Origin of the sequence: Pseudomonas sp. PS01303, assembly GCF_029959385.1 — a bacterium.
GTDB lineage: Bacteria > Pseudomonadota > Gammaproteobacteria > Pseudomonadales > Pseudomonadaceae > Aquipseudomonas > Aquipseudomonas rustica.
In genome coordinates, this window is record NZ_JASCPK010000003.1 from 164,411 (window position 1) to 187,308 (window position 22,898).

Sequence of the window (22,898 nt, forward strand, 5' to 3'; positions counted from 1 at the left end):
TCAAACCTCAGCTAGCGAAATGAGAGTACCCTGTTTTTCCATGCGCTGTTGTTGCGTATCATCAAAATCAGGGTGGTGGGTATGGAAAGTGCTCAGCGTCAGATTGTCCAGGTGAAAACGGTATGATTTGATCTTGCGAATAATTTCATTCCTGGTGCGATCAGGCAATGTGACAGCATCGTTGTCCAGAATCCTTTGGTAGAATTTGATATTGTCCGTTAGTGCAGTTCGCGCCTTGCCTACAACTACGATTTTTCTGCATTCATAATGGCAGTTTGATGGATCAGGCTTCGGGATAGCGTCGCCGAAATCACGACCTTTGATGCATGGAGGGAGGTTGTCTTGACGAAACTGCTCAGCAGTCACGCAATAGGTACCGACAGCCGTCCGTTTGATGAATAGTGGCTTTCCACCCGCCAAGAGGTTGGACACGTAATCGAAAACTGACAGCGGGATACGTCGGCCTTCAAAATCGTCGGGCTTCGCCGCCATTTGCTCTGATATTCGAATCGCTGTTTGACCGGAATATGAACCCTCACGGATGGCGGTAATAATTTCTTTGAGCTCTTCGGTAAACGAGTGTTCTATAGTCATCGCCACTGTCCGAACCATGGCCGGATTGCGGGCAATATATTGCATCGTCATCTTGAAGGTTTTATGGCCGAAAAGCGCTCGGATTAAGTCGATATTGCGTTCGTCCTGATTGATCAAAATTTCCGCAATGGTTTTCCTGAACCTGTGAACGTGCAAGCGCTCAATGGGTAGCAGTTCGCTAAGCTGAGTAATAACGTGTTTAAGGATCTGCGGGGTAAACTGCTGAATTTCATTTGGCATTTTCGTACTTGCATTACTGCGAAACAACCAGTGTCGCTGACTCTTCCGGCCTATGTTGCGAAGCTTGCTGTACGCTATAGCGCTTTGTGCAACAAATTCTGGTAAAGGCAAATGCTCGATTTCACCGTTGTAGTTAGGGTCATTTGCGGTTTTAAAACGTACAATACGTAGCCAGAAATTCCCTGTGCCTTCTGCATTATCGTTGGTGATGTCGTTAATGCTTAATGGGGCAAGCTCGGAAGCCCGTGCCCCACTAATCAAGGCAATCATTATGAATACGGCATTTCTGACATGATCCAGTGCGGTGTACCAGTTGGTTTTCCACGAATAAAACCAGTTGTTTCCTGCCCGCTGATGGCTCGTTTTTGTACGATTAAGCTCCATAATCGTACGGCCTTCCACCACAACGCGAAACTTCTTCTCAAGCTCTTCGTCGACTTTTGATCGAGTTATCTTTCCTTTCAGATTTGCTTTAAGGACTGCATCAATGTGTGGTTCCAGTAGTGCAAGTTCTGGTGCCGCTTTTTCAATCCAAAAAAGGGCATATTCCATCAGGTGTGCCAGTTCGTTCTCTGAAAAAGAAACCCAGGTCTGATATGTTCCCTTAAAGACATTCATCATGTCCGCTTTGCGCTCAGGGCTTTCCATCTTGTTCAATGGAACATTTATTCGGAGCTCTTCGGGGATTAGCCCATTTTCAGAAACAATTATCCAAAGTTTCAGGATTCGATACAGTCCGAAATATTGATATGGGATGTTTGAGTTCTTTGCCCTGTCAAGCGCTTCGTTGATGAGCTTGGAGCTTATAAGTTCAAGGTGCGCTGTATTCACCTCAAGATGAGTATCTATGAACAGGTGTTTCTCAAGAGCACTGAAGTCGTTGCAGTACGTGAGCGTTGACTTGTTGCTGTTTATGCCATGCATCAGGGAATTTTCAGGGAGCAGATAGAATGATAGCGCCCTTTTGAGTTCGTTCGCACCGGGAACCACGTGCTCGAAACGGATGGAGATTACGTCAGAGAAGCGATGAGTATCAAGCTTCCAAGCTGTATCCAGATAGAAGGATGACGGGGTAACAGGAAAGTTTCCCCCACTTGAGGAAAGCTTGTCGAGCAGCTCACTTCGATGCACCTGGGAGCTATGTTCTGTCTCAAGTAGAAGACTTTCTAGCTCTTGTTCAGCAGCATCAAGTAAGTCAAGTTCAAACTCATCCACGAGAGACTGTGCGTATTCTACGTCATTCATTCAAGTCACCGGTTTTAAAGATCAGTTTTAGATCACGCATTTCTCGGGGCAAAAGAGGAGAGTTTGCTGCACGATAACGTATTGCTTCTTGAATCGCATATTCATCGTTCCAGTTCTCTAGGATGACCTCAATCTCTTCCTGCTCTGCCTCGAGTTGTGATCCAAACTCGGTATATGCCCTGTCCCGAAGAAGTTCGCCAATATGGGAAAGTCGCTCGATCAAAAAGGGAAGGGAGTCTTCCAAGATCCTTAGTCTACTGCAAAAAATACAGTGTTCCAGTGCTACGCATTTAACACCCTCATCTAACTTAACTGCTCCAGGCCAATCTGGTTTATGACGATCACTACAAGCCCACAGCGCCTTTTCAAAATAAGGGAGGTGGATTATGCTCAAGTCCGAGTTGGCTATCTGGCTTGCCTGCTTACACAGCAAACCTTGGAATTTTCTGGCTCGAAGTAATTCTACTATCCGTTCCAGTGCTGATCGAAGGCGCTTTGTACGTTTGGCACGTGCGACTGGAGAGTTATCATAAGACTCATCCGTAGTATCACGTGATTCGTGCCCCATCATTTGTGATAGAAATGCGTATGGGGTATGTTCCGCGTTATAGTACAGCCATGTCGCCCTAAGCCTGCCTGTTAGATTGCTCGCGCTGGTAATTCTAGCGCCATTTTCAATGACTTCGTGTAACGACAAAAGTTGATTGACTGCATAAGCAAAATCCCCGCCGTAATCTATCGCGCCTGCTGCTTGGCCCTCTGCGCGAGCCCAAGCATTCAAGGGCCTTAGAAACGCATACATACTGTTAACTGGCTTGTTTCTTAGAGGATCTATTAAATGCTCGACATAGGCGGCAAGCGGAGCTGAAATTTCCTTGGATAACAATATCAAGTTATATGTTGAGTACGGGTTATCACTGTCTGACGTTGATAGCATCTGTTTGGGAGCAAAATAAGGTAATTTTGCGCCTTGGCCTCTGTTCTTCTCTGCAAAAATCAATTTAATATTTTCTTCAATGGCAGAGGTGAGACCGTGTAGGAAGTTGTTTTTGTCGATGTCAACTACAGTCTCTTTGTTCCAGCCAGCTTGAAGCATCATGAATAATACTAGGCCGGCTATGTCTTTGGAGTTTGGGTAGTAAAGCTCCATGTGTTCATCCATGGAGAGCATCATTCCTTCCGTGTCGCCCCATTTTTTGTTAAAAATTGAGCGAACATATGATAATTTGTGAATTATCATTTTTACAGCGTCATCAAGATTGTCATAATTAAATAGTGTGGCGCTGCTGTAATCAATCGCAAGACATTCTCGGCTGAATTTTAGCGGATAGCCGTGTCCGATTAACGTTTTGACCACACGATGCGGATCTAGTTTGGTGTTCCACCATCCCTTGCCGCTGGTGGGGTGCGGATCGTAATCAGGGGGAACAACGACCTCTTCTCCTGAACTCTTGTATAATTCTGCAAATAGCGCTAAAAAATCAGGGTTTTTAGAAAGTGTGGATATTTCGGGATCCGCGCATTTATCTAGTCGCGCCATTAGCTGAGCTTTTACGATAGGCATGTTGCTCAACAGCCGATGTTTATACCAGGTAAATATGTCTAGCTTGGTTAGACGTACTATCCAGTGATCTTGTAGCTCTTCGAGCGTGTAAGGAACAGCATTATCAATTTCGTATCTTCTCGAGACCATTTCACGAAGAGACTCGACGATCTCCTGTGTTGCTTTGGTTAGCGTTGCTACCCCATCTTCGGATAAAGGTTCGGTGTCGGAATTACGATTGATTTTCAGATTTGGTAAATTGAGGCTTGGGATGACACCGGTTTCTCTAGCTGCGATTAGGATGCAAGACTTTAATTTTGAGGCGTGAACGGCCCCTTTTCCGATCTTATTCAGGTGCTGTGCAAATTTTTTAAATAGACTAGGTGTAATGTCTTTGATATGGTGGATTTGCAGTGGTAGAGCATGTTTTGCGTTGTATAGAGACATGAAGTCAAGGAAGTAAACGATTGCCAGGCGCAGTTGATACGCCCATGCTGAAACTCTGCTAGGTGCACACTTCACCATGATGTAGTGAAAGCTGAGGCATATGTTTGTCGTTGGATCCCAGCTCGGATGATTCATGTAGCTGCAGAATACAGATACGCCGTTGGAAGCATTCACTGCTCTGATCGGCAGTTCCGATATAACGCTCGCTTCGTCTTGGCCGCCTTCTTCCGGGCGCGCTCCTGCCTCTACTGCAAGGCCTCCGGTCATTTCCTTGTCGGTCGCACCGCCGCTGTATTCAGTTGTTAGCGAGGAGGTTCTCTGACTGCCCATCTCGGTGGTTTTTAGCTGGTCATCGAAAGGCTCAGTCAAGGTAAGCCTCGCCCGACGGCAGCCCACTGAGATCCTCTAACCAAGCATTTGAACCGCTCGCATGGGATGGATTTGGTCGCACCGCTCCACCAAAAGCCAAGGCCCAACCTAAGTCCTTTGGGCTTGAATCCCGCCACCGCGCTCTAACCAAATCTTTCATACCTCACTCCCCATGCGTTTACATTTTTTGGATAGTAAACTAAATCCTTTGGTTTACAAGCTGTTGGAAAGCAAACTAAGGCTTGATTTTCCTGCTGCTCGGTCTGCAATTGCCGGACATCATCAAAGCCGTGGTCAGCCATGAACCGACGTTGTGGCCGACATTGTTCTATCGCTGCCTCGACGTCGTGGCGATTTTCCTCGCGTTGGTGCTGCTGCGATTTATCTGGGTGCAGAGCATCTGGCGGTTGTCGGTGTTGCTGCGGCGTTTGCGCGGCAAAGGCGAGTTGACTCAAGTGCCGACCGCGCGCTCCTGCTGGTTGCTGACCGTCGGCGGTGTGCGCGGTGCGGTGACGCTGGCGGGTGTGATGTCGGTGCCGATGTTGATGGGCGCGGAGGCATTTCCCGAGCGTGATCTGCTGATCTTCATCGCCGCCGGGGTGATTCTGCTCTCACTGATTTCGGCGTGTATCGCGCTGCCGCTGTTACTACGCGGCATCGAAAAGAGCCCGGACGACAAGCGTCGCCAAGAAGTACGCGATGCCTGGCGCAAAACCGCCGAAGCAGCGATTCACTCACTGGAAACCGAGGAGCTCCCACCGCAGGATGCCGCTCAAGCGGCGCTGGCGGCAGAGCTCAAGGCGCGGATCATGTCTGAATATCGCCATCAACTCGACGTGTTCAACGACTCCGCCGAAGCGCAGGCGATGGCGTTTCAGATGGATCTGCTGGAGCGGCGTTTGCGTTTGAAGGCGCTGCGAGCGCAGCGCCTGGAACTCTATAGTCTCAGCCGTCATCACCAGATTGGTGATGACGTATTACGTGAAGTGTTGGGAGAGCTCGATTTGAGCGAGGCAAATCTGGGACAGGTGAAATAACCAAGCCCGGGTTTACACCGGGCAGGGGTAAGCCTTCGCCATGAAGGCTTTATCTTTTTCGCTGAGCTCCAGATTAAGAAAGTTCTGAAAATCGCCTGTGGTCCAGGATTGGTAGATGACGTAGTGCATGATCGACTTGCGGTCGTAGTCCGAGCAAATGCTGTCTTCGGTGGCTGCCCGATCAAGATACTCACGGTGTAACCATTGGCGCTTCCTGTTCGCCTCGTAGTTATCCTCATCAGGATTATCGGTAATGCCGTGTCTTTCGTAGATGGCGGGCACATTCCATGGAATTGCGGCTGCCGGGTGGATCTGTTCGTGTTCCGCACCCAGCATATGGCCGAACTCATGCATCACATTCGCGGCGAAATAACGCGCGTGAATGGCCGGGTGAGGCCAGAGCTGCATCGTCGCTGTATGGGTATTGAGTAAGGCGTCAGTGCCAATATTGGACGAGAAAACGCCATCGTTGCTAAGTATGCGGATATCCCCCTCGACACCCTCAACGAAATCAAACTTCAAGTTGATGTGCGGCAACCAATTGCTGGCTGCCGCGATGGTCGCGTCTTTGAACTCTTGGGTGCCATTGAGGAAGGCGATACGAAGAGTGCGGCCGGGAGTCCACAGTTTCGATGGATTTTTTTTAGCCCACATCAGTAATGCACTCCACAAGCATTTGGCTGGGACAGGGCGGGGGCGTAAGTTGAATTGGATAACATAGTTTAACTTCCTTGTTTTTTGCGAGATTGCTTATTGGGGATAGAGCAAGCTCATCATCTTGATGTCTTTCTTGCTGATCTCGCGATTGATCGGGTTCTCCCAGTCGCCTAAAGTCAAATCGTTAGATACCGGATGATGCATGATCGATTTACGGTCGTACTCGGTGTAAATCGCTTCGAGGGTGTTGAATGGCGTGAACAGGTTGAAGTCCACTTGCTCCGGGGTCAGCGGCCCCATCTCGCGGTTCTGGTAATAGTCGTACACTTTCGGTTTGTCCCAAGGGATGTCGGCCTGCGGGTGCTGGTGTTCGTGCATGGCGCCCAGTGCATGGCCAAATTCGTGGGTGACAATGGTTTCAAAGTCTTCATGATCGGGTTTGACGCCCAGGTTCATCGTTGGCCAATCCGGATGAATCAGCAGCGCGTCTGTGCCGAGCATGGAACTGTTGTAATTATTCTTTGTGGCGATGCGAATATCACCTTGCAGGTCATCGACAAACTCGAAACTCAGATTAACGTACGGAATCCAGCGAACAGCTGCCTCCATGATTTTGCGTTTGTGATCAGGATCGACGTCGTCGATGAAGGCGATGGTCAGCGTTCGACCATTGGCCCACAGTTTTGAATAGTTGATCAGCGAGCGTTTGCGTCGACCGCCGCTGGCGGAAGTTGCGTTCGCCGGATTCTCTTTAATGGCCGCCTCATAAGCAGCGAGATCATCCGGCCACTGTAGGAGTTTGCAATCCTGGAGATCATTCATCTTTGTCTTCTTCCCTGAAGTTGTACTTGAAGTTGAATTTTATGCGATGAAATTCGCGAATCAAGAGTAAGTCGTGAGGGACGAAAGAGGGAGTGATCAGTTGTTTTGAAGTGTAACTTGCAAGCGCAAGTTGCCGTGCCAGATTGCCTGGCACGGTGTTCAGCTATTTATTTCTGACGGGTAATAAACGCGCGAATTCGTTCCGCCGCTTCAACGCATTCAGCCAACGGCGCAACCAGCGCCATACGCACACGGCCGGCACCCGGATTAACGCCATCGACATCACGGGACAGATAAGAACCCGGCACCACAGTGACATGCTCTTGTTCGAACAAATCACGGCAGAACGCCGCATCATCACCGTTCACATTCGGCCACAAATAGAAGCTGCCATCCGGGCGCTGTACGTCCATCACCGGGCTGAGGATTTCCAGTACTGCATCAAACTTCTCGCGGTACAGCGCACGGTTGGCGCGCACGTGTTCTTCGTCGTTCCATGCGGCAACGCTGGCCAGTTGCGTTTGCACCGGCATCGCGCAGCCGTGGTAGGTGCGATAGAGCAGGAAGCCCTTGAGGATGTCGGCATCGCCAGCAACGAAACCGGAACGCAGGCCCGGCAGATTGGAACGCTTGGACAGACTGTGGAAGACCACGCAACGTTTGAAATCCTTGCGACCCAGTTCGACGCAAGCGGTGAGCAGGCCCGGCGGTGGAGTTTGCTCGTCGAAGTACAGTTCGCTGTAGCACTCGTCGGCGGCGATCACGAAGTCGTATTCGTCGGCCAGGGCGATGAGTTTTTTCAGCACGTCGACCGGGATCAGCGCGCCGGTCGGGTTGCCCGGCGAGCACAGAAACAGGATCTGGCAACGCTTCCAGATGTCCGGCGACACCGCGTCGAAATCCGGGTTGAAGCCGTTTTCGTCGAGGCACGGCAGATAATGCGGCTTGGCCCCGGCGAGGAACGCGGCGCCTTCGTAGATTTGATAGAACGGGTTCGGGCTGACCACCAGCGCATCGTCGCCGCGATTGACCACGGTCTGAGTGAAGGCGAACAGCGCTTCACGGGTGCCGTTGACTGGCAGCACGTTGCGCGCCGGATCGATCCAGCCGCTCGGCACGCCAAAACGACGCTCGCACCAGCCGGCAATGGCCTCGCGCAGGGCCGGGATGCCCAGGGTGGTCGGGTACACCGCCATCTGATCCAGACTGTTCGCCAGCGCTTCGGCGACAAAGCTGGGCGAGCGATGTTTCGGCTCGCCGATCGACAGGGCGATCGGACGCTTGTCCGGGTTCGGCGTGACGGTGCCGAGCAGGGCGCGGAGCTTTTCGAACGGGTAGGGCTGGAGCTGGTTCAGAGCGTTGTTCATTGGGGCCTCTTTTAATGTGGGAGGGATTGCTTCAATGCGCGCCTTCCACAAAACCTGTAGGAGTGAGCCTGCTCGCGATGAGGAAGGCACATTCAATATCTATGCAAGCTGATGAGCCGCTATCGCGAGCAGGCTCACTCCCACAGGGGTTTGTTGAGCAGGCTGGTATCGGAGTTTTCCTTCCCACCGGAGTAATAGTTACTAATTCAAATACTGATACGCGAAAGCTTGATATCCGGTTCCTGATTGACGCTCAACTGCTCAACAATCGCATCCTGCAAACGGCTGCACAGCAGCGGGTCGGACAGCGGCTGGTTGTGGGCGTCGGTGATGAAGAACACGTCTTCCACGCGCTCGCCCAAGGTCGCAATCTTGGCGTTCTGCAGCGACAGGTCGAATTCCAGGAAAATCCCGCCAATCCGCGCCAGCAGTCCCGGCCGATCCGGTGCGGTCAGCTCCAGCACGGTCACCGGGCGCTGGGCGTCGTTGTGGATCGTCACCTGCGGCGCGAAGGCAAAATGCTTGAGCTGTCGTGGCACCCGACGCTGAATGATCGTTGGATAATCGTCCGGGTTGCGCAGCGCTTCGGTCAGGCCTTCGCGGATCTGTTTGACCCGCGTCGGGTTGTCGCCGATGGACTCGCCTTCGTTGTCGAGCACGATGTAGGTGTCGAGGGTGAACTGACTGCTCGAGGTGATAACCCGCGCGTCGTGAATGTTCAGGTTGAGCTGATCCATCGCCGCCACGGTCACCGCGAAGAAATCGTGCTGATCCGGTGCATAAATGAAGATCTGCGTGCCGCCCTCGAACTCGCGCTGGGTGGTTTCCTTGATCAACACCAGCGGCCCGCCATCGACCGGTTGTTGCAGGATCGCATCGCTGTGCCAGGCCACGTCGCCGGCGGTGTGGCGCAGGAAATAGTCATCGCCCAACTGCGCCCACAACTGCTCGACGTCGTCCGGATCGGTGCCACCGCGCACCAGAATGTCCAGTGCCGCGCTTTGGGTCTGGCGGATCTGCTCTTCGCGATCGACCGGGTTTTCCAGGCCACGGCGCAAGGCGCGTTTGGTCTCGGTGTAGAGCTGACGCAACAGGCTCGCTCGCCACGAATTCCACAGTGTCGGGTTGGTCGCGTTGATGTCGGCCACGGTCAGCACGTACAGGTAGTCGAGGCGGGTTTCGTCGCCGACTGCCTGCGCGAAATCGTGGATCACCTGTGGGTCGGACAAGTCCTTGCGCTGCGCGGTAGTCGACATCACTAGATGGTTCTGCACCAGCCAGACAATCAGACGGCTGTCCCACACCGGCAACTGATGGCGCTGGCAGAACGCCTCGGCATCGACCGCGCCGATCTCCGAGTGGTCGCCATGCCGACCCTTGCCGATGTCGTGGTACAGACCGGCCATGTAGATCAGTTCGGGCTTGGGCAGTTTCGCCATGAGCTTGGCGGCCAGCGGGAATTTTTCCGACACCTGGGTGTACTGCAATTTGCGCAGGTGCTTGATCAGATTGAGCGTGTGCGCGTCGACCGTATAGATGTGGAACAGGTCGTGCTGCATCTGCCCGACGATAAAACCGAACTCCGGCAGATAACGCCCGAGAATGCCGTAGCGGTTCATCCGGCGCAGGTTGCGGTGGATGCCGATCTTGCACTTGAACAGCTCGATGAACAGGCTGGTGTTGCGAATATCGTTACGGAAATTGTCGTCGATCAGGTGACGGTGCTCACGCAGCAAGCGAATGGTATCGGCACGTACGCCTTTGATTTCCGGCTGCTGGGCCATCAGCACGAAGATTTCCAGCATGGCGAATGGCGTGCGGCGGAACACGTTGTCGTTGCGCGCTTCGATGTAGCCGTCATGCAACTGGAAACGTGCGTTGATCGGCTGCGGCGGCGCTTCGTCTTCCGGCGCGAGGATAACTTCCTCGAAGTGCTGGATGATCAGATCGCTGAGCTGGGCGATGCTCATCACTACGCGGAAATACTGTTGCATGAAGTTTTCGACGGCCTGTTTGGCGTCGTCACCTTCAAAACCCAGCAGGCCGGCAATGGTGCGCTGGTGATCGAACAGCAAACGGTCTTCGGAACGGCCAGCGAGCATGTGCAGGGCGTAACGCACTTTCCAGAGGAATTCTTGGGAGGAGGCGAGCAGTGCGTTTTCGCTTTCGACCAGAAAGCCCTCGCCGGCGAGGGCGCGCAGGTTGAGGGTGCCGTACTGACGCCGGGCCACCCAGAGAATCGTCTGAATATCCCGCAGGCCGCCGGGCGAGCCTTTGACGTTGGGTTCCAGGTTGTATTCGGTGTCGTTGTATTTGTGGTGGCGGGCCTTTTGTTCGGCGCGTTTGGCCAGGAAGAATTCCTTCGCGGGCCACATGTGTGCGGTGCTGGTGACGTCAAGCATGCGCTGACGCAGACGCTCGGGGCCGCAAATGGTGCGGCTTTCCATCAGGTTGGTGACCACGGTCAGGTCGGCGCGCGCCTCTTGGGCACATTCGTCGACCGAGCGAACGCTCTGACCGACTTCCAGACCGATGTCCCACAGCAAAGTGAGAAAACGCTCGATGGAATCGCGAAAGACTTCGTGATCAGCGCTGTCCAGCAGGATCAGCAAATCAATGTCGGAATACGGGTGCAACTCACCACGACCGTAGCCGCCGACCGCGACCAGCGCGATGTCGGCGTCTTCGCTCCAGTTGAACTGCTCCCAGGCCTTTTGCAGGATGTTGTCGACGAACCAGGCACGGTCTTCGATCAGGCGGCGGATGTCGCGGCCATTGCGAAAACGCGTGTCGAGTACCTCGCGAGCCTGGCGGATCGCCTTCTTGAACGCCGCGATAGGACTCGCTTTGAGGGCCAGTTCAGCCTGGAACTGGCCGCGGTCGAAGAGTTCGGGATCCACCTGCGGCATTGATTGGCTTTCCTTCTATAGGGCTGGGAGCGTTTGCTGGATCAGGCCGAGATGCGCGGGATGGTGTCGTCGGCGCGCAGGGTGAAGATCTCGTAGCCGGTGTCGGTGACCAGCAGGGTATGTTCCCACTGTGCCGACAGCTTGCGGTCTTTGGTGATCGCGGTCCAGCCGTCGCCCAATACTTTGGTGTCGGCCTTGCCCTGGTTGATCATCGGTTCGATGGTGAAGGTCATGCCGGCCTTCAGTTCCATACCAGTGCCGGCCCGGCCGTAGTGCAGAATCTGCGGCTCTTCGTGGAACACCTTGCCGATGCCGTGGCCGCAGAACTCGCGAACGACGGAGAAACCGTTCTTTTCCGCGTGCTTCTGAATCACTTCACCGATGTCGCCGAGGCGGCAACCGGGTTTGACGATTTCGATCGCCTTGTACATGCATTCCTGAGTGATCTGCGACAGACGCTCGGCCCAGACCGGCACTTCGCCGACGTGGAACATGCGGCTGGTGTCGCCGTGGTAGCCGTCTTTGATCACGGTCACGTCGATGTTCAGGGTGTCGCCGTTTTTCAGCGGCTTGTCGTTCGGGATGCCGTGGCACACAACGTGGTTGATCGAGGTGCAGATCGACTTCGGGTAGCCCTTGTAGTTGAGCGGGGCAGGGATGGCTTGCTGCACGTTGACGATGTAATCGTGGCAGATCTGGTTCAGCTCGTCGGTGGTGACGCCCGGTTTGACATGTTCGGCAATCATTTCCAGCACATCGGCGGCCAGTTTGCCGGCGACACGCATGCCAGCGATGTCCTCGGGGGTTTTGAGGTTGACGGTCATACAGGCTCTCTCTGCGCTCGGCGGCGCTTGCTGATACGAATAGGGTGGCAGGTGTGCGTTTTGCGACCCTGAAAAACGCGATTCTAACAGACGCACGGCGCAATTCAGTGCCTGCGTGCATCGCTTCTCTCTATACAATGGTGCCCCTGAAGCCGATTCCAAGGGGGCTGCGCCCATGTCCTTGGTGCGAATACAGATTTCGTGTTCCGTTTCTGCGCACCCTGTGGTATAAAATGCGCCGCTTTCCGGGGATACCCCGAAAAGCTTAAATCCACACACGTGTCGACACGATGACCTGGGTGCTTTTGGCTTTATGCCACTGGTTGGTCATTGGGATACGTGGAGGCCAAACCCGACTTATTAAGGAACTATCATGTCCCAAGTCAATATGCGCGATATGCTGAAGGCCGGTGTGCACTTCGGTCACCAAACCCGTTACTGGAATCCGAAAATGGGTAAGTACATTTTCGGCGCGCGTAACAAGATTCACATCATCAACCTTGAAAAAACCCTGCCAATGTTCAACGAAGCTCTGACTTTCGTAGAGCGTCTGGCCCAGGGCAAAAACAAGATTCTGTTCGTCGGCACCAAGCGTTCCGCTGGCAAGATCGTTGCTGAAGAAGCAGCACGTTGCGGTTCGCCGTACGTCGATCATCGCTGGTTGGGCGGCATGCTGACCAACTTCAAAACCATTCGTGCTTCCATCAAGCGTCTGCGTGACCTTGAAGTTCAAGCCGAAGACGGTACTTTCGCCAAGCTGACCAAGAAAGAAGCGCTGATGCGCACTCGTGATCTTGAGAAGCTGGATCGTTCGCTGGGCGGCATCAAGGACATGGGCGGTCTGCCAGACGCACTGTTCGTGATCGACGTTGACCACGAGCGCATCGCGATCACCGAAGCCAACAAGCTGGGCATCCCGGTTATCGGCGTTGTCGATACCAACAGCAGCCCGGAAGGCGTTGACTACATCATCCCAGGCAACGATGACGCAATCCGCGCTATCCAGCTGTACATGGGTTCGATGGCTGACGCTGTTATCCGTGGTCGCAACAATGTTGGCGGCGGCACTGTAGAATTCGCAGCTGAAGAAGCTCCGGCAGCTGCAGCTGAGTAATTAACGCCCTGGCGTTGACTCAGTAAGCAAAAAGGGGGCTTGGCCCCCTTTTTGCCACCTCGAAAACCATTTGTCGGCAGCGCAGCTACAGCATCTGTAACGTGCAGCGGCTACAAACGGCTTCGGGAAGAATTGAACGCCCGTTCGATCGGGTGGAATGGTTGAAAACCTATCCAAGAGGAATTTGAAAATGGCAGCAATTACTGCAGCGTTGGTTAAAGAACTGCGTGAGCGTACCGGCGAAGGCATGATGGATTGCAAGAAAGCCCTGGAAAAGGCTGACGGCGACATCGAAAAAGCCATTGATGACATGCGTGCTTCGGGCGCAATCAAGGCTGCCAAAAAAGCAGGCAACGTAGCTGCTGAAGGCGCGATCGCTCTGAAAGAAGACGGCAAATCTGCTGTTCTGCTGGAAGTGAACTCGCAGACCGACTTCCTGGCTCTGCAGGACGACTTCAAGGCATTCGTTGCTGAAAGCATTGAAAAAGCCTTCGCTGACAAGCTGACCGATGTTGCTCCGCTGATCGAAGCACAAGAAGCTGCTCGTCTGGTACTGGTCGGCAAGGTTGGCGAAAACGTCAACATCCGTCGTCTGGTTCGCGTAGAAGGCGACGTTGTTGGTGGCTACCTGCACGGTAACAAGATCGGTGTTGCAGTTGTTCTGAAAGGCGGCAACGTTGAACTGGCCAAAGACATCGCTATGCACGTAGCGGCCAGCAACCCTGAGTTCCTGCTGCCATCGGAAGTTTCGGCTGAAGCGATCGAGCGCGAAAAAGCTGTGTTCCTGCAGCTGAACGAAGAGAAGATCAAAGGCAAGCCAGAAAACATTGTTGAAAATATGGTCAAAGGCCGTATCAGCAAGTTCCTGGCAGAAGCAAGCCTGGTTGAGCAGGCGTTCGTCAAGAACCCTGAAATCAAGGTTGGCGAACTGGCCAAGAAAGCCGGTGCTGAAATCGTTTCCTTCACTTACTTCAAAGTAGGCGAAGGCATCGAGAAGCCGGTCGACAACTTCGCTGAAGAAGTTGCTGCCCAGCTGGCTGCCGCCAAGCAATAAGACAGTTTTCAACTGTCGCCCGAAAGAGGCTGCCCGCTTACGCGCGCAGCCTCTTTTCAGATGGGGTAGCCAATTTTTTATTGGTTTCCACTTGGAACTGACTTACAAAGCCATGTTCCGATGGCGCTGAAGCAGCGCCAAGCTAGAGTGAACGCCAGCTGTAAACAGCTCGCACAGAATTTTTTAATACGCCGCAGGAGAGATTCGCAATGGCTCAGCAGGGCAGTGGTTATCAGGCTCGCTATAAACGCATTCTACTCAAGCTTAGCGGCGAGGCCCTGATGGGCTCGGAAGAGTTCGGGATCGATCCGAAAGTACTCGATCGCATGGCGCTGGAAGTCGGCCAACTGGTCGGCATCGGTGTTCAGGTCGGTCTGGTGATCGGTGGCGGTAACCTGTTCCGTGGCGAAGCCCTGAGCAAAGCCGGTATGGATCGGGTCACAGGCGACCACATGGGCATGCTGGCCACTGTGATGAACGCCCTGGCCATGCGCGATGCGCTGGAACGTGCCAATATCTCGGCCATCGTGATGTCGGCGATTTCCATGGTTGGCGTAACCGATCACTACGATCGCCGCAAAGCCATGCGTCACCTGAACTCCAAGGACGTCGTGATTTTCGCAGCCGGTACCGGCAACCCGTTCTTCACTACGGATTCGGCAGCCTGCCTGCGTGCCATCGAAATCGATGCCGACGTCGTGCTGAAAGCGACCAAGGTCGATGGTGTTTACACCGCAGACCCATTCAAAGACCCGCATGCCGAGAAGTTCGATCATCTGACTTATGATGAAGTACTGGATCGCAAGCTGGGTGTAATGGATCTGACTGCTATCTGCCTGTGCCGCGATCACAAGATGCCGCTGCGCGTATTCAACATGAACAAACCTGGTGCCCTGCTGAACATCGTCCATGGCGGCGCTGAAGGCACCCTGATCGAGGAAGGTCAACAATGATCAACGAAATCAAAAAAGACGCTCAAGAGCGCATGCAAAAATCCCTGGACTCTCTGGCTCACGCCTTTGGCCAGATCCGTACCGGTAAGGCTCACCCAAGCATTCTGGGCAGCGTGATGGTGCCGTACTACGGCGCAGACACTTCCATCACCCAGGTTGCCAACATCACTGTTAAAGACTCGCGCACCCTGCAAGTCGTGGCCTTCGAGCGCAACATGCTCGCTGCCGTCGACAAGGCAATCCAGAGCGCTGGCCTGAACCTCAACCCGACCAACCTCGGCGAGTTGTTGCTGATCTCCATGCCTGCCCTGACTGAAGAAACCCGTAAGGGCTTCACCAAGCAGGCGCGCAGTGCTGCTGAAGACGCTCGTGTTGCCGTGCGCAACATCCGTCGTGACGCGTTGGGCGAGCTGAAGAAGCTGGTCAAGGACAAAGAAATCAGCGAAGACGAAGAGCGTCGTGCAATCGCCGATATCGATAAGCTGACCAAGGATTCCGAAGCCATGATCACCAAGGCCACGGAAGAGAAAGAAAAAGACCTGATGGCCGTATAAGGGTCGAGCTTTTAATGGACAAGACCAAGCAGACTGCGCCGTCCGCGGTGCCGCGCCATGTCGCGATCATCATGGATGGTAATAATCGCTGGGCTAAAAAACGCTTTATGCCGGGTGTCGCCGGGCATAAAGCGGGCGTGGATGCTGTGCGAGCCGTCATCGAGGTGTGCGCTGAGGCCAAGGTCGAAGTGTTGACCTTGTTCGCCTTCTCCAGTGAAAACTGGCAGCGCCCGGCCGATGAAGTCAGCGCCTTGATGGACCTGTTCTTCAAGGCATTGCGTCGTGAGGCCAAGCGCCTCAACGACAACAACATCTGCCTGCGCATCATTGGCGATCGCACGCGCTTCCACCCTGAACTTCAGGCGGCGATGCGCGAAGCCGAAGCAATGACTGCCGGTGCCAACCGTTTTGTTCTGCAGATCGCCGCCAACTACGGCGGTCAGTGGGATATCGCGCAGGCTGCACAGCGCCTGGCACGCGAAGTTCAGGCCGGGCATCTGCGTCCGGAAGACATTACTCCGGATCTTTTGCAAACCTGTCTGGTCACCGGCGATCTGCCGTTGCCGGATTTGTGCATCCGCACCGGTGGCGAGCACCGCATCAGCAACTTCCTGCTGTGGCAACTGGCGTACGCCGAGTTGTACTTCTCCGACCTGTTCTGGCCGGACTTCAAACACGATGCCATGCGCACTGCGCTGGCCGATTTCGCTTCACGCCAACGTCGCTTCGGTAAAACGAGCGAACAGGTCGAAGCTGGAGCCCGGGTTTAATGCTTAAACAACGAATCATCACTGCACTGATCCTGCTGCCGATTGCCTTGTGCGGGTTTTTCCTGCTCGAAGGTTCCGGGTTTGCCTTGTTCATCGGTCTGGTCGTGACTTTGGGCGCCTGGGAATGGGCGCGTCTGGCAGGTTTCACCGGGCAAGCGTTCCGTGTGGGTTTTGCCGCCGTGGTCGCGTTCATGCTCTTCATCATGTACATCTTGCCCGGCCTTGCGCCATGGGTGCTCGGTGCTTCGGTGTTGTGGTGGGCAGTGGCGACTTATCTGGTGCTTACTTACCCGGCCTCCAGTGCTCATTGGTCCAGTGCGGCAACCAAACTGGTGATCGGTCTGCTGATTCTGTTGCCGGCCTGGCAAGGTCTGGTGCAGATCAAGCAGTACCCGCTGGGTAACTGGCTGATCATGGCGGTGATGGTGTTGGTGTGGGGCGCTGATATCGGCGCCTACTTCTCCGGCCGTGCTTTCGGCAAGCGCAAACTGGCCCCGCAGGTCAGCCCGGGCAAAAGCTGGGAAGGCGTTTACGGTGGTCTGGCATTGAGCCTGGTGATCACCGCCATCGTTGGTCTGGTGCGCGACTGGACAGTGGCCGAACTGCTCAAGGGCTTGATCGGCGCTGCGCTGATCGTCTTTATCTCGGTGGTCGGCGACCTCACCGAAAGCATGTTCAAGCGTCAATCCGGCATCAAGGACAGCAGCAATCTGCTGCCCGGGCATGGCGGTGTGCTTGACCGCATCGACAGCCTGACCGCAGCGATTCCGGTGTTTGCCGTGCTGTTGTGGATGGCCGCACCGTGAGCCGAGCCCAACAGATTACCGTTCTGGGGGCGACCGGTTCGATTGGCCTGAGCACCCTGGATGTCATTGCGCGTCACCCTGAGCGTTATCAGGTATTCGCCCTGAGCGGTTTCACGCGCCTGAGCGAGCTGCTGGCCTTGTGCGTGCGCCATGTGCCGCAGTTTGCCGTGGTGCCTGAAGTCGCCGCTGCCCGTGGCTTGCAGGATGATCTGCGTGCCGCGGGTTTGCCAACGCGGGTGCTGGTGGGGGAGGAGGGCTTGTGTCAGGTCGCCTCCGCGCCGGAAGTCGATGCGGTCATGGCGGCGATTGTGGGTGCAGCGGGTTTACGTCCTACATTGGCCGCCGTCGAGGCTGGCAAAAAGATTCTCCTGGCTAATAAAGAAGCGTTGGTGATGTCCGGTGCTTTGTTCATGCAGGCCGTGCGCAAAAGCGGTTCGGTGCTGTTGCCGATCGACAGCGAACACAACGCGATTTTCCAGTGCATGCCGCAGGATTTTGCTCGTGGTTTGAGCTCGGTCGGTGTGCGAAGGATTTTACTGACAGCCTCTGGTGGCCCGTTCCGACAGACACCGATGGCTGAACTGGTGCATGTTTCACCTGACCAGGCGTGTGCGCATCCGAACTGGTCCATGGGGCGCAAGATTTCCGTGGATTCGGCCAGCATGATGAATAAAGGCCTTGAGCTGATCGAAGCCTGCTGGTTGTTCGATGCCAAGCCGTCGCAGGTCGAGGTGGTGATCCATCCGCAAAGCGTGATTCACTCGCTGGTCGATTACGTCGACGGCTCGGTGCTGGCGCAGTTGGGTAACCCTGACATGCGCACGCCGATTGCCAATGCGTTGGCTTGGCCAGAACGTATTGATTCCGGTGTGGCACCGCTGGATCTGTTTGCCATCGCGCGCCTGGATTTCGAAGCGCCTGATGAAGAGCGCTTCCCTTGCCTGCGTCTGGCCCGCCAAGCGGCGGAGGCGGGCGACAGCGCACCGGCGATGCTCAATGCGGCCAATGAAGTGGCTGTGGCAGCGTTTCTCGATGGACGGGTTCGTTACCTGGAAATCGCGAGTATCATCGAGGAAGTCTTGAATCTCGAATCCGTGGTTGCGCTGGATGATCTCGACGCGGTGTTTACCGCCGACGCCAAGGCACGAGTTTTGGCCGAACAATGGTTGAAACGTCACGACCGATAAGTTTTGCAACACAATGGCTTTACGCGGCACTGAACAGGATTGCGGAGAAAGTAGATGAGCGCGCTCTATATGATTGCCGGCACCCTGATCGCTTTGGGTGTGCTGGTCACCTTTCATGAATTCGGCCATTTTTGGGTCGCGCGTCGCTGTGGCGTCAAGGTTCTGCGTTTTTCCGTAGGCTTTGGTATGCCGTTGCTGCGCTGGCACGACAAGAAAGGCACCGAGTTCGTGATCGCCGCGATTCCGCTGGGTGGTTACGTCAAGATGCTCGACGAGCGTGAAGGCGAAGTGCCGCTGGATCAGCTTGATCAGTCGTTCAATCGCAAATCTGTACGCCAGCGTATTGCCATCGTGGCTGCCGGCCCGATCGCCAACTTCCTGCTGGCTCTGGTGTTTTTCTGGGTGCTGGCGATGCTTGGCAGTCAGCAAATACGCCCGGTCATCGGTGGTGTGGAGTCCGGCAGTATCGCGGCCAAGGCCGGTTTGACGGCGGGTCAGGAAATTGTCGCAATTGATGGCGAGCCGACTTCCGGTTGGGCGGCGGTCAATTTGCAGTTGGTACGTCGACTGGGTGAGAGCGGTTCACTGCAGTTGTTGGTGCGTGAGCAGGGCTCTACGGCTGATTCGCCGCGCGAGCTGGCGCTGGATCATTGGCTGAAAGGAGCTGATGAGCCGGATCCGATTCGCTCGTTGGGTATTCGTCCATGGCGTCCGGCATTGCCGCCGGTGCTCGCCGAGCTCGATCCAAAAGGCCCGGCGCAAGCTGCTGGCCTGGAAACCGGCGACCGTCTGGTCTCGCTCGACGGCGTGGCGCTGAGCGACTGGCAGCAAGTAGTCGATACCGTTCGTACGCGTCCTGATACCAAAATCATGCTGCGTGTCGAGCGTGATGGTGCTCAAATCGACGTCCCGGTGACGCTGGCGGCGCGTGGCGAAAGCAAGGCGCCGAGCGGTTATCTGGGCGCTGGCGTCAAAGCGATCGACTGGCCACCGGAAATGATCCGCGAGGTCAGTTACGGGCCTTTGGCCGCGATTGGCGAGGGCGCTCGTCGCACTTGGACCATGAGCGTTCTGACCCTCGATTCGCTAAAGAAAATGCTGTTCGGCGAGCTCTCGGTAAAAAACTTGAGTGGACCGATAACCATTGCTAAAGTGGCGGGCGCTTCTGCCCAGTCGGGCGTCGCTGATTTCCTGAATTTCCTTGCTTATCTGAGTATTAGCCTGGGGGTTCTGAATTTGCTGCCCATTCCTGTACTGGATGGGGGGCATTTGTTGTTTTATCTGATCGAGTGGGCGCGTGGTCGTCCCTTGTCGGATCGGGTGCAAGGTTGGGGGATACAGATCGGTATCAGTTTGGTGGTCGGAGTGATGTTGTTAGCTCTGGTCAACGATCTGGGTCGACTGTAACGCTTCGCTGAATTGCGAATCTGCCGCATTTTGCGGCAGTTTGTTTATTGCCAGTTGGAATAAGAAAGGACTTCATGAAACGTCTGCTGCTAACTGCGGTTCTCACCGTATTGATGATCGCCGAAGTTCACGCCGAGTCCTTCACTATCTCTGATATTCGCGTCAATGGCCTCCAGCGGGTCTCCGCGGGTAGTGTCTTTGGTGCCTTGCCGTTGAACGTCGGCGAGCAGGCGGATGATCGTCGCCTGGTGGAATCCACTCGTGCGTTGTTCAAAACCGGTTTCTTTCAAGATATCCAGCTGGGCCGCGAAGGCAACGTACTGGTAATCACGGTCGTTGAACGTCCGTCGGTCGCCAGTATCGAGATCGAAGGCAACAAGGCGATCTCCACCGAAGACTTGATGAAAGGCCTCAAGCAATCCGGTCTGTCCGAAGGCGAGATCTTCCAGCGTGCCACCCTCGAAGGTGTGCGTAACGAACTGCAACGTCAGTACGTTGCTCAGGGTCGCTACTCGGCCACCGTTGATACCGAAGTGGTTTCGCAGCCACGTAACCGTGTTGGTCTGAAAGTGAAGATCAACGAAGGTACCGTTGCGGCCATTCAGCACATCAACGTCGTTGGCAACACGGTTTTCCCTGAGGAAGACCTGACCGACCTGTTCGAACTGAAAACCACCAACTGGCTGTCGTTCTTCAAGAACGATGACAAGTACGCCCGTGAAAAGCTTTCCGGTGACCTGGAGCGTCTGCGCTCCTACTACCTGGACCGCGGCTATATCAACATGGATATCGCTTCGACCCAGGTGTCCATCACTCCGGACAAGAAACACGTCTACATCACCGTTAACGTCACCGAAGGCGAGAAGTACACCGTTCGTGACGTCAAACTCAGCGGTGACCTGAAAGTCCCTGAAGACCAGGTCAAATCACTGTTGCTGGTGCAGAAAGGCCAGGTGTTCTCGCGCAAGCTGATGACCACCACCTCTGAACTGATCACCCGTCGTCTGGGTAACGAGGGTTATACCTTCGCCAACGTCAACGGTGTTCCGCAGCCACACGATGACGATCACACTGTCGACATCCTGTTTGCTGTCGATCCGGGCAAGCGTGCTTACGTCAACCGTATCAACTTCCGTGGCAACACCAAGTCGGAAGACGAAGTGCTGCGCCGTGAAATGCGTCAGATGGAAGGCGGCTGGGCTTCGACCTATCTGATCGACCAGTCCAAGACCCGTCTTGAGCGTCTGGGCTTCTTTAAAGAAGTCAACGTTGAAACCCCGGCTGTGCCAGGTGTCGACGACCAAGTTGACGTGAACTACAGCGTTGAAGAGCAGGCTTCCGGTTCGATCACCGCCAGCGTCGGTTTCGCGCAGAGCGCCGGTCTGATCCTCGGTGGTTCGATCACCCAGAACAACTTCCTCGGTACCGGTAACCGCGTCAGCGTCGGCCTGACCCGAAGCGAATACCAGAGCCGCTACAACTTCGGCTACGTTGACCCGTACTGGACCGCCGATGGCGTGAGCCTGGGTTACAACGCGTTCTATCGCACCACTGACTACGATGACCTCGATGTCGACGTTGCAAGCTATGCGGTAGACAGCCTGGGTGCGGGCGTAAACGTCGGCTACCCGATCAGCGAGACTTCGCGTCTGACCTTCGGTCTGTCCGTTCAACAGGATGAGATCAAAACCGGTACCTACACAGTTGACGAGATTTTTGACTTCGTTAACAAGGAAGGCGACAAGTACCTGAACTTCAAGGCGTCGGCCGGCTGGTCTGAATCGACCCTGAACAAAGGCGTACTGCCGACCCGTGGTCGTTCGCAGAGCCTGACGCTGGAATCGACGATTCCGGGCAGCGACCTGTCGTTCTTCAAGCTTGATTACCGTGGTCAGCTGTTCCAGCCGATCACTGAAAACTACACCCTGCGTCTGCACACCGAATTGGGTTATGGCGACGGTTACGGTTCGACTGACGGCTTGCCGTTCTATGAAAACTACTATGCTGGTGGTTTCAACTCGGTTCGTGGCTTCAAGGACAGCACTCTGGGTCCTCGCAGCACACCAAGTACGGGTAAAAACGGTACTCTGCCCGATCCGGATCAGGATCCACTGCCGTTCGGTGGCAACGTTCTGATTCAGGGCGGTGTTGAAGTATTGTTCCCGCTGCCTTTCGTCAAAGATCAACGCTCCCTGCGTACGTCGGTATTCTGGGATGTGGGTAACGTGTTTGATTCGCAGTGCAAAGACACCACGAACACTGATGGTTCGAAGTCCAACACGCAGTGCAACGACATCAGCCTGAGCAACATGGCGAGTTCCGTTGGTGTAGGCGTGACCTGGGTCACCGCACTGGGTCCTCTGAGCTTCGCGTTGGCCATGCCGATCAAGAAACCGGATGACGCTGAAACTCAAGTGTTCCAATTCTCCCTCGGCCAGACGTTCTAAGCGTCTGACCCAAGATAACGACAATGGATTTTGTAGGAGTGCATCGTGCGTAAGTTGACTCAATTGGTTCTCCTGGCCTCCGTACTGGTGGCAGGCCCGGCTTTCGCCGACATGAAAATCGCTGTTCTGAACTATCAGATGGCTTTGCTGGAATCGGACGCGGCCAAGAAGTACGCCGTTGATGCCGAGAAGAAGTTCGGTCCGCAACTGACCAAACTGAAGACTCTGGAAAGCAGCGCCAAAGGCATTCAGGATCGTCTGATGGCCGGTGGCGACAAAATGCAGCAGGGCGAGCGCGAGCGTCTGGAGCTTGAATTCAAGCAAAAGGCCCGTGACTTCCAGTTCCAGTCCAAAGAACTGAACGAAGCCAAAGCTGTTGCTGACCGCGAAATGCTCAAGCAACTGAAGCCGAAGCTGGATGGCGCAGTGGAAGAAGTCATCAAGAAAGGTGGTTTTGACCTGGTGTTCGAGCGTGGCGCAGTGATCGATGTCAAGCCTCAGTACGACATCACGCGCCAGGTTATCGAGCGCATGAATCAGCTGAAGTAACCC

17 protein-coding genes and 1 pseudogene are annotated in these 22,898 nt (G+C 54.8%); 11 read left to right on the top strand and 7 right to left on the bottom strand.

What is annotated here, in order from left to right:
* Complete coding sequence (locus tag QMX93_RS02815; protein WP_098949279.1) at positions 1-2,079, bottom strand: tyrosine-type recombinase/integrase; 2,079 nt, start codon at positions 2,077-2,079, stop codon at positions 1-3.
* The gene (locus QMX93_RS02820; protein WP_138183471.1) at positions 2,072-4,438 is read right to left on the bottom strand and encodes a hypothetical protein; all 2,367 of its coding nucleotides are present in this window, start codon (positions 4,436-4,438) and stop codon (positions 2,072-2,074) included. Before QMX93_RS02820 ends, QMX93_RS02815 begins: the two co-directional genes overlap by 8 nt.
* A 239-nt stretch (positions 4,439-4,677) precedes the next feature.
* On the opposite strand from QMX93_RS02820, the pseudogene QMX93_RS02825 reads away from it, so the two are divergent.
* Positions 4,678-5,475 (top strand): annotated as a pseudogene (locus QMX93_RS02825) (Na+/H+ antiporter); the annotation flags it as partial.
* A 12-nt stretch (positions 5,476-5,487) separates the two neighbouring features.
* On the opposite strand, the gene QMX93_RS02830 reads toward QMX93_RS02825, so the two are convergent.
* From QMX93_RS02830 to map, 5 genes are all read right to left on the bottom strand, one after another.
* Positions 5,488-6,129 (bottom strand): hypothetical protein, encoded by a 642-nt coding sequence (locus tag QMX93_RS02830; protein ID WP_282352434.1) that lies wholly within the window; start codon positions 6,127-6,129, stop codon positions 5,488-5,490.
* A 96-nt stretch (positions 6,130-6,225) separates the two neighbouring features.
* Complete coding sequence (locus QMX93_RS02835; protein ID WP_282352437.1) at positions 6,226-6,954, bottom strand: M12 family metallopeptidase; 729 nt, start codon at positions 6,952-6,954, stop codon at positions 6,226-6,228.
* Positions 6,955-7,121: 167 nt separating this feature from the next.
* Positions 7,122-8,321 (bottom strand): succinyldiaminopimelate transaminase, encoded by a 1,200-nt coding sequence (gene dapC / locus QMX93_RS02840; RefSeq protein WP_212545339.1) that lies wholly within the window; start codon positions 8,319-8,321, stop codon positions 7,122-7,124.
* A gap of 206 nt (positions 8,322-8,527) precedes the next feature.
* Positions 8,528-11,230, bottom strand: coding sequence for a [protein-PII] uridylyltransferase (locus tag QMX93_RS02845; protein WP_053117617.1), 2,703 nt, complete (start codon positions 11,228-11,230; stop codon positions 8,528-8,530).
* 41 nt (positions 11,231-11,271) lie between these two features.
* Positions 11,272-12,054 (bottom strand): type I methionyl aminopeptidase, encoded by a 783-nt coding sequence (map, locus tag QMX93_RS02850; protein WP_016985097.1) that lies wholly within the window; start codon positions 12,052-12,054, stop codon positions 11,272-11,274.
* A gap of 373 nt (positions 12,055-12,427) precedes the next feature.
* On the opposite strand from map, the gene rpsB reads away from it, so the two are divergent.
* From rpsB to QMX93_RS02900, 10 genes are all read left to right on the top strand, one after another.
* Positions 12,428-13,168 carry a 30S ribosomal protein S2 gene (gene rpsB, locus QMX93_RS02855; protein WP_053117619.1) on the top strand — a complete coding sequence of 247 codons (741 nt, stop codon included), beginning with the start codon at positions 12,428-12,430 and terminating at the stop codon, positions 13,166-13,168.
* Between the two features lie 190 nt (positions 13,169-13,358).
* Positions 13,359-14,222 (top strand): translation elongation factor Ts, encoded by an 864-nt coding sequence (gene tsf / locus QMX93_RS02860; protein ID WP_007908856.1) that lies wholly within the window; start codon positions 13,359-13,361, stop codon positions 14,220-14,222.
* A gap of 209 nt (positions 14,223-14,431) precedes the next feature.
* A complete protein-coding gene (gene pyrH / locus QMX93_RS02865; protein WP_003222124.1) occupies positions 14,432-15,175 on the top strand; it encodes a UMP kinase in 744 nt (247 codons plus the stop codon).
* Positions 15,172-15,729 (top strand): ribosome recycling factor, encoded by a 558-nt coding sequence (frr, locus tag QMX93_RS02870; protein ID WP_053117621.1) that lies wholly within the window; start codon positions 15,172-15,174, stop codon positions 15,727-15,729. The genes pyrH and frr overlap by 4 nt, the downstream gene beginning before the upstream one ends.
* 14 nt (positions 15,730-15,743) lie before the next feature.
* Entirely contained in the window at positions 15,744-16,499 is a 756-nt protein-coding gene (uppS, locus tag QMX93_RS02875; RefSeq protein WP_053117623.1) for a polyprenyl diphosphate synthase, read from the top strand.
* Positions 16,499-17,305, top strand: coding sequence for a phosphatidate cytidylyltransferase (locus QMX93_RS02880; RefSeq protein WP_053117625.1), 807 nt, complete (start codon positions 16,499-16,501; stop codon positions 17,303-17,305). The genes uppS and QMX93_RS02880 overlap by 1 nt, the downstream gene beginning before the upstream one ends.
* Complete coding sequence (gene ispC, locus QMX93_RS02885) at positions 17,302-18,492, top strand: 1-deoxy-D-xylulose-5-phosphate reductoisomerase (protein ID WP_159813087.1); 1,191 nt, start codon at positions 17,302-17,304, stop codon at positions 18,490-18,492. The genes QMX93_RS02880 and ispC overlap by 4 nt, the downstream gene beginning before the upstream one ends.
* Positions 18,493-18,546: 54 nt before the next feature.
* Positions 18,547-19,899 carry a sigma E protease regulator RseP gene (gene rseP, locus QMX93_RS02890; RefSeq protein ID WP_282352463.1) on the top strand — a complete coding sequence of 451 codons (1,353 nt, stop codon included), beginning with the start codon at positions 18,547-18,549 and terminating at the stop codon, positions 19,897-19,899.
* A gap of 74 nt (positions 19,900-19,973) precedes the next feature.
* A complete protein-coding gene (gene bamA / locus QMX93_RS02895; RefSeq protein ID WP_053117631.1) occupies positions 19,974-22,346 on the top strand; it encodes an outer membrane protein assembly factor BamA in 2,373 nt (790 codons plus the stop codon).
* Between the two features lie 45 nt (positions 22,347-22,391).
* Positions 22,392-22,895, top strand: a complete 504-nt coding sequence (locus QMX93_RS02900) for an OmpH family outer membrane protein (protein WP_042557882.1) — start codon at positions 22,392-22,394, stop codon at positions 22,893-22,895.
* The last annotated feature ends 3 nt before the right edge of the window (positions 22,896-22,898 follow it).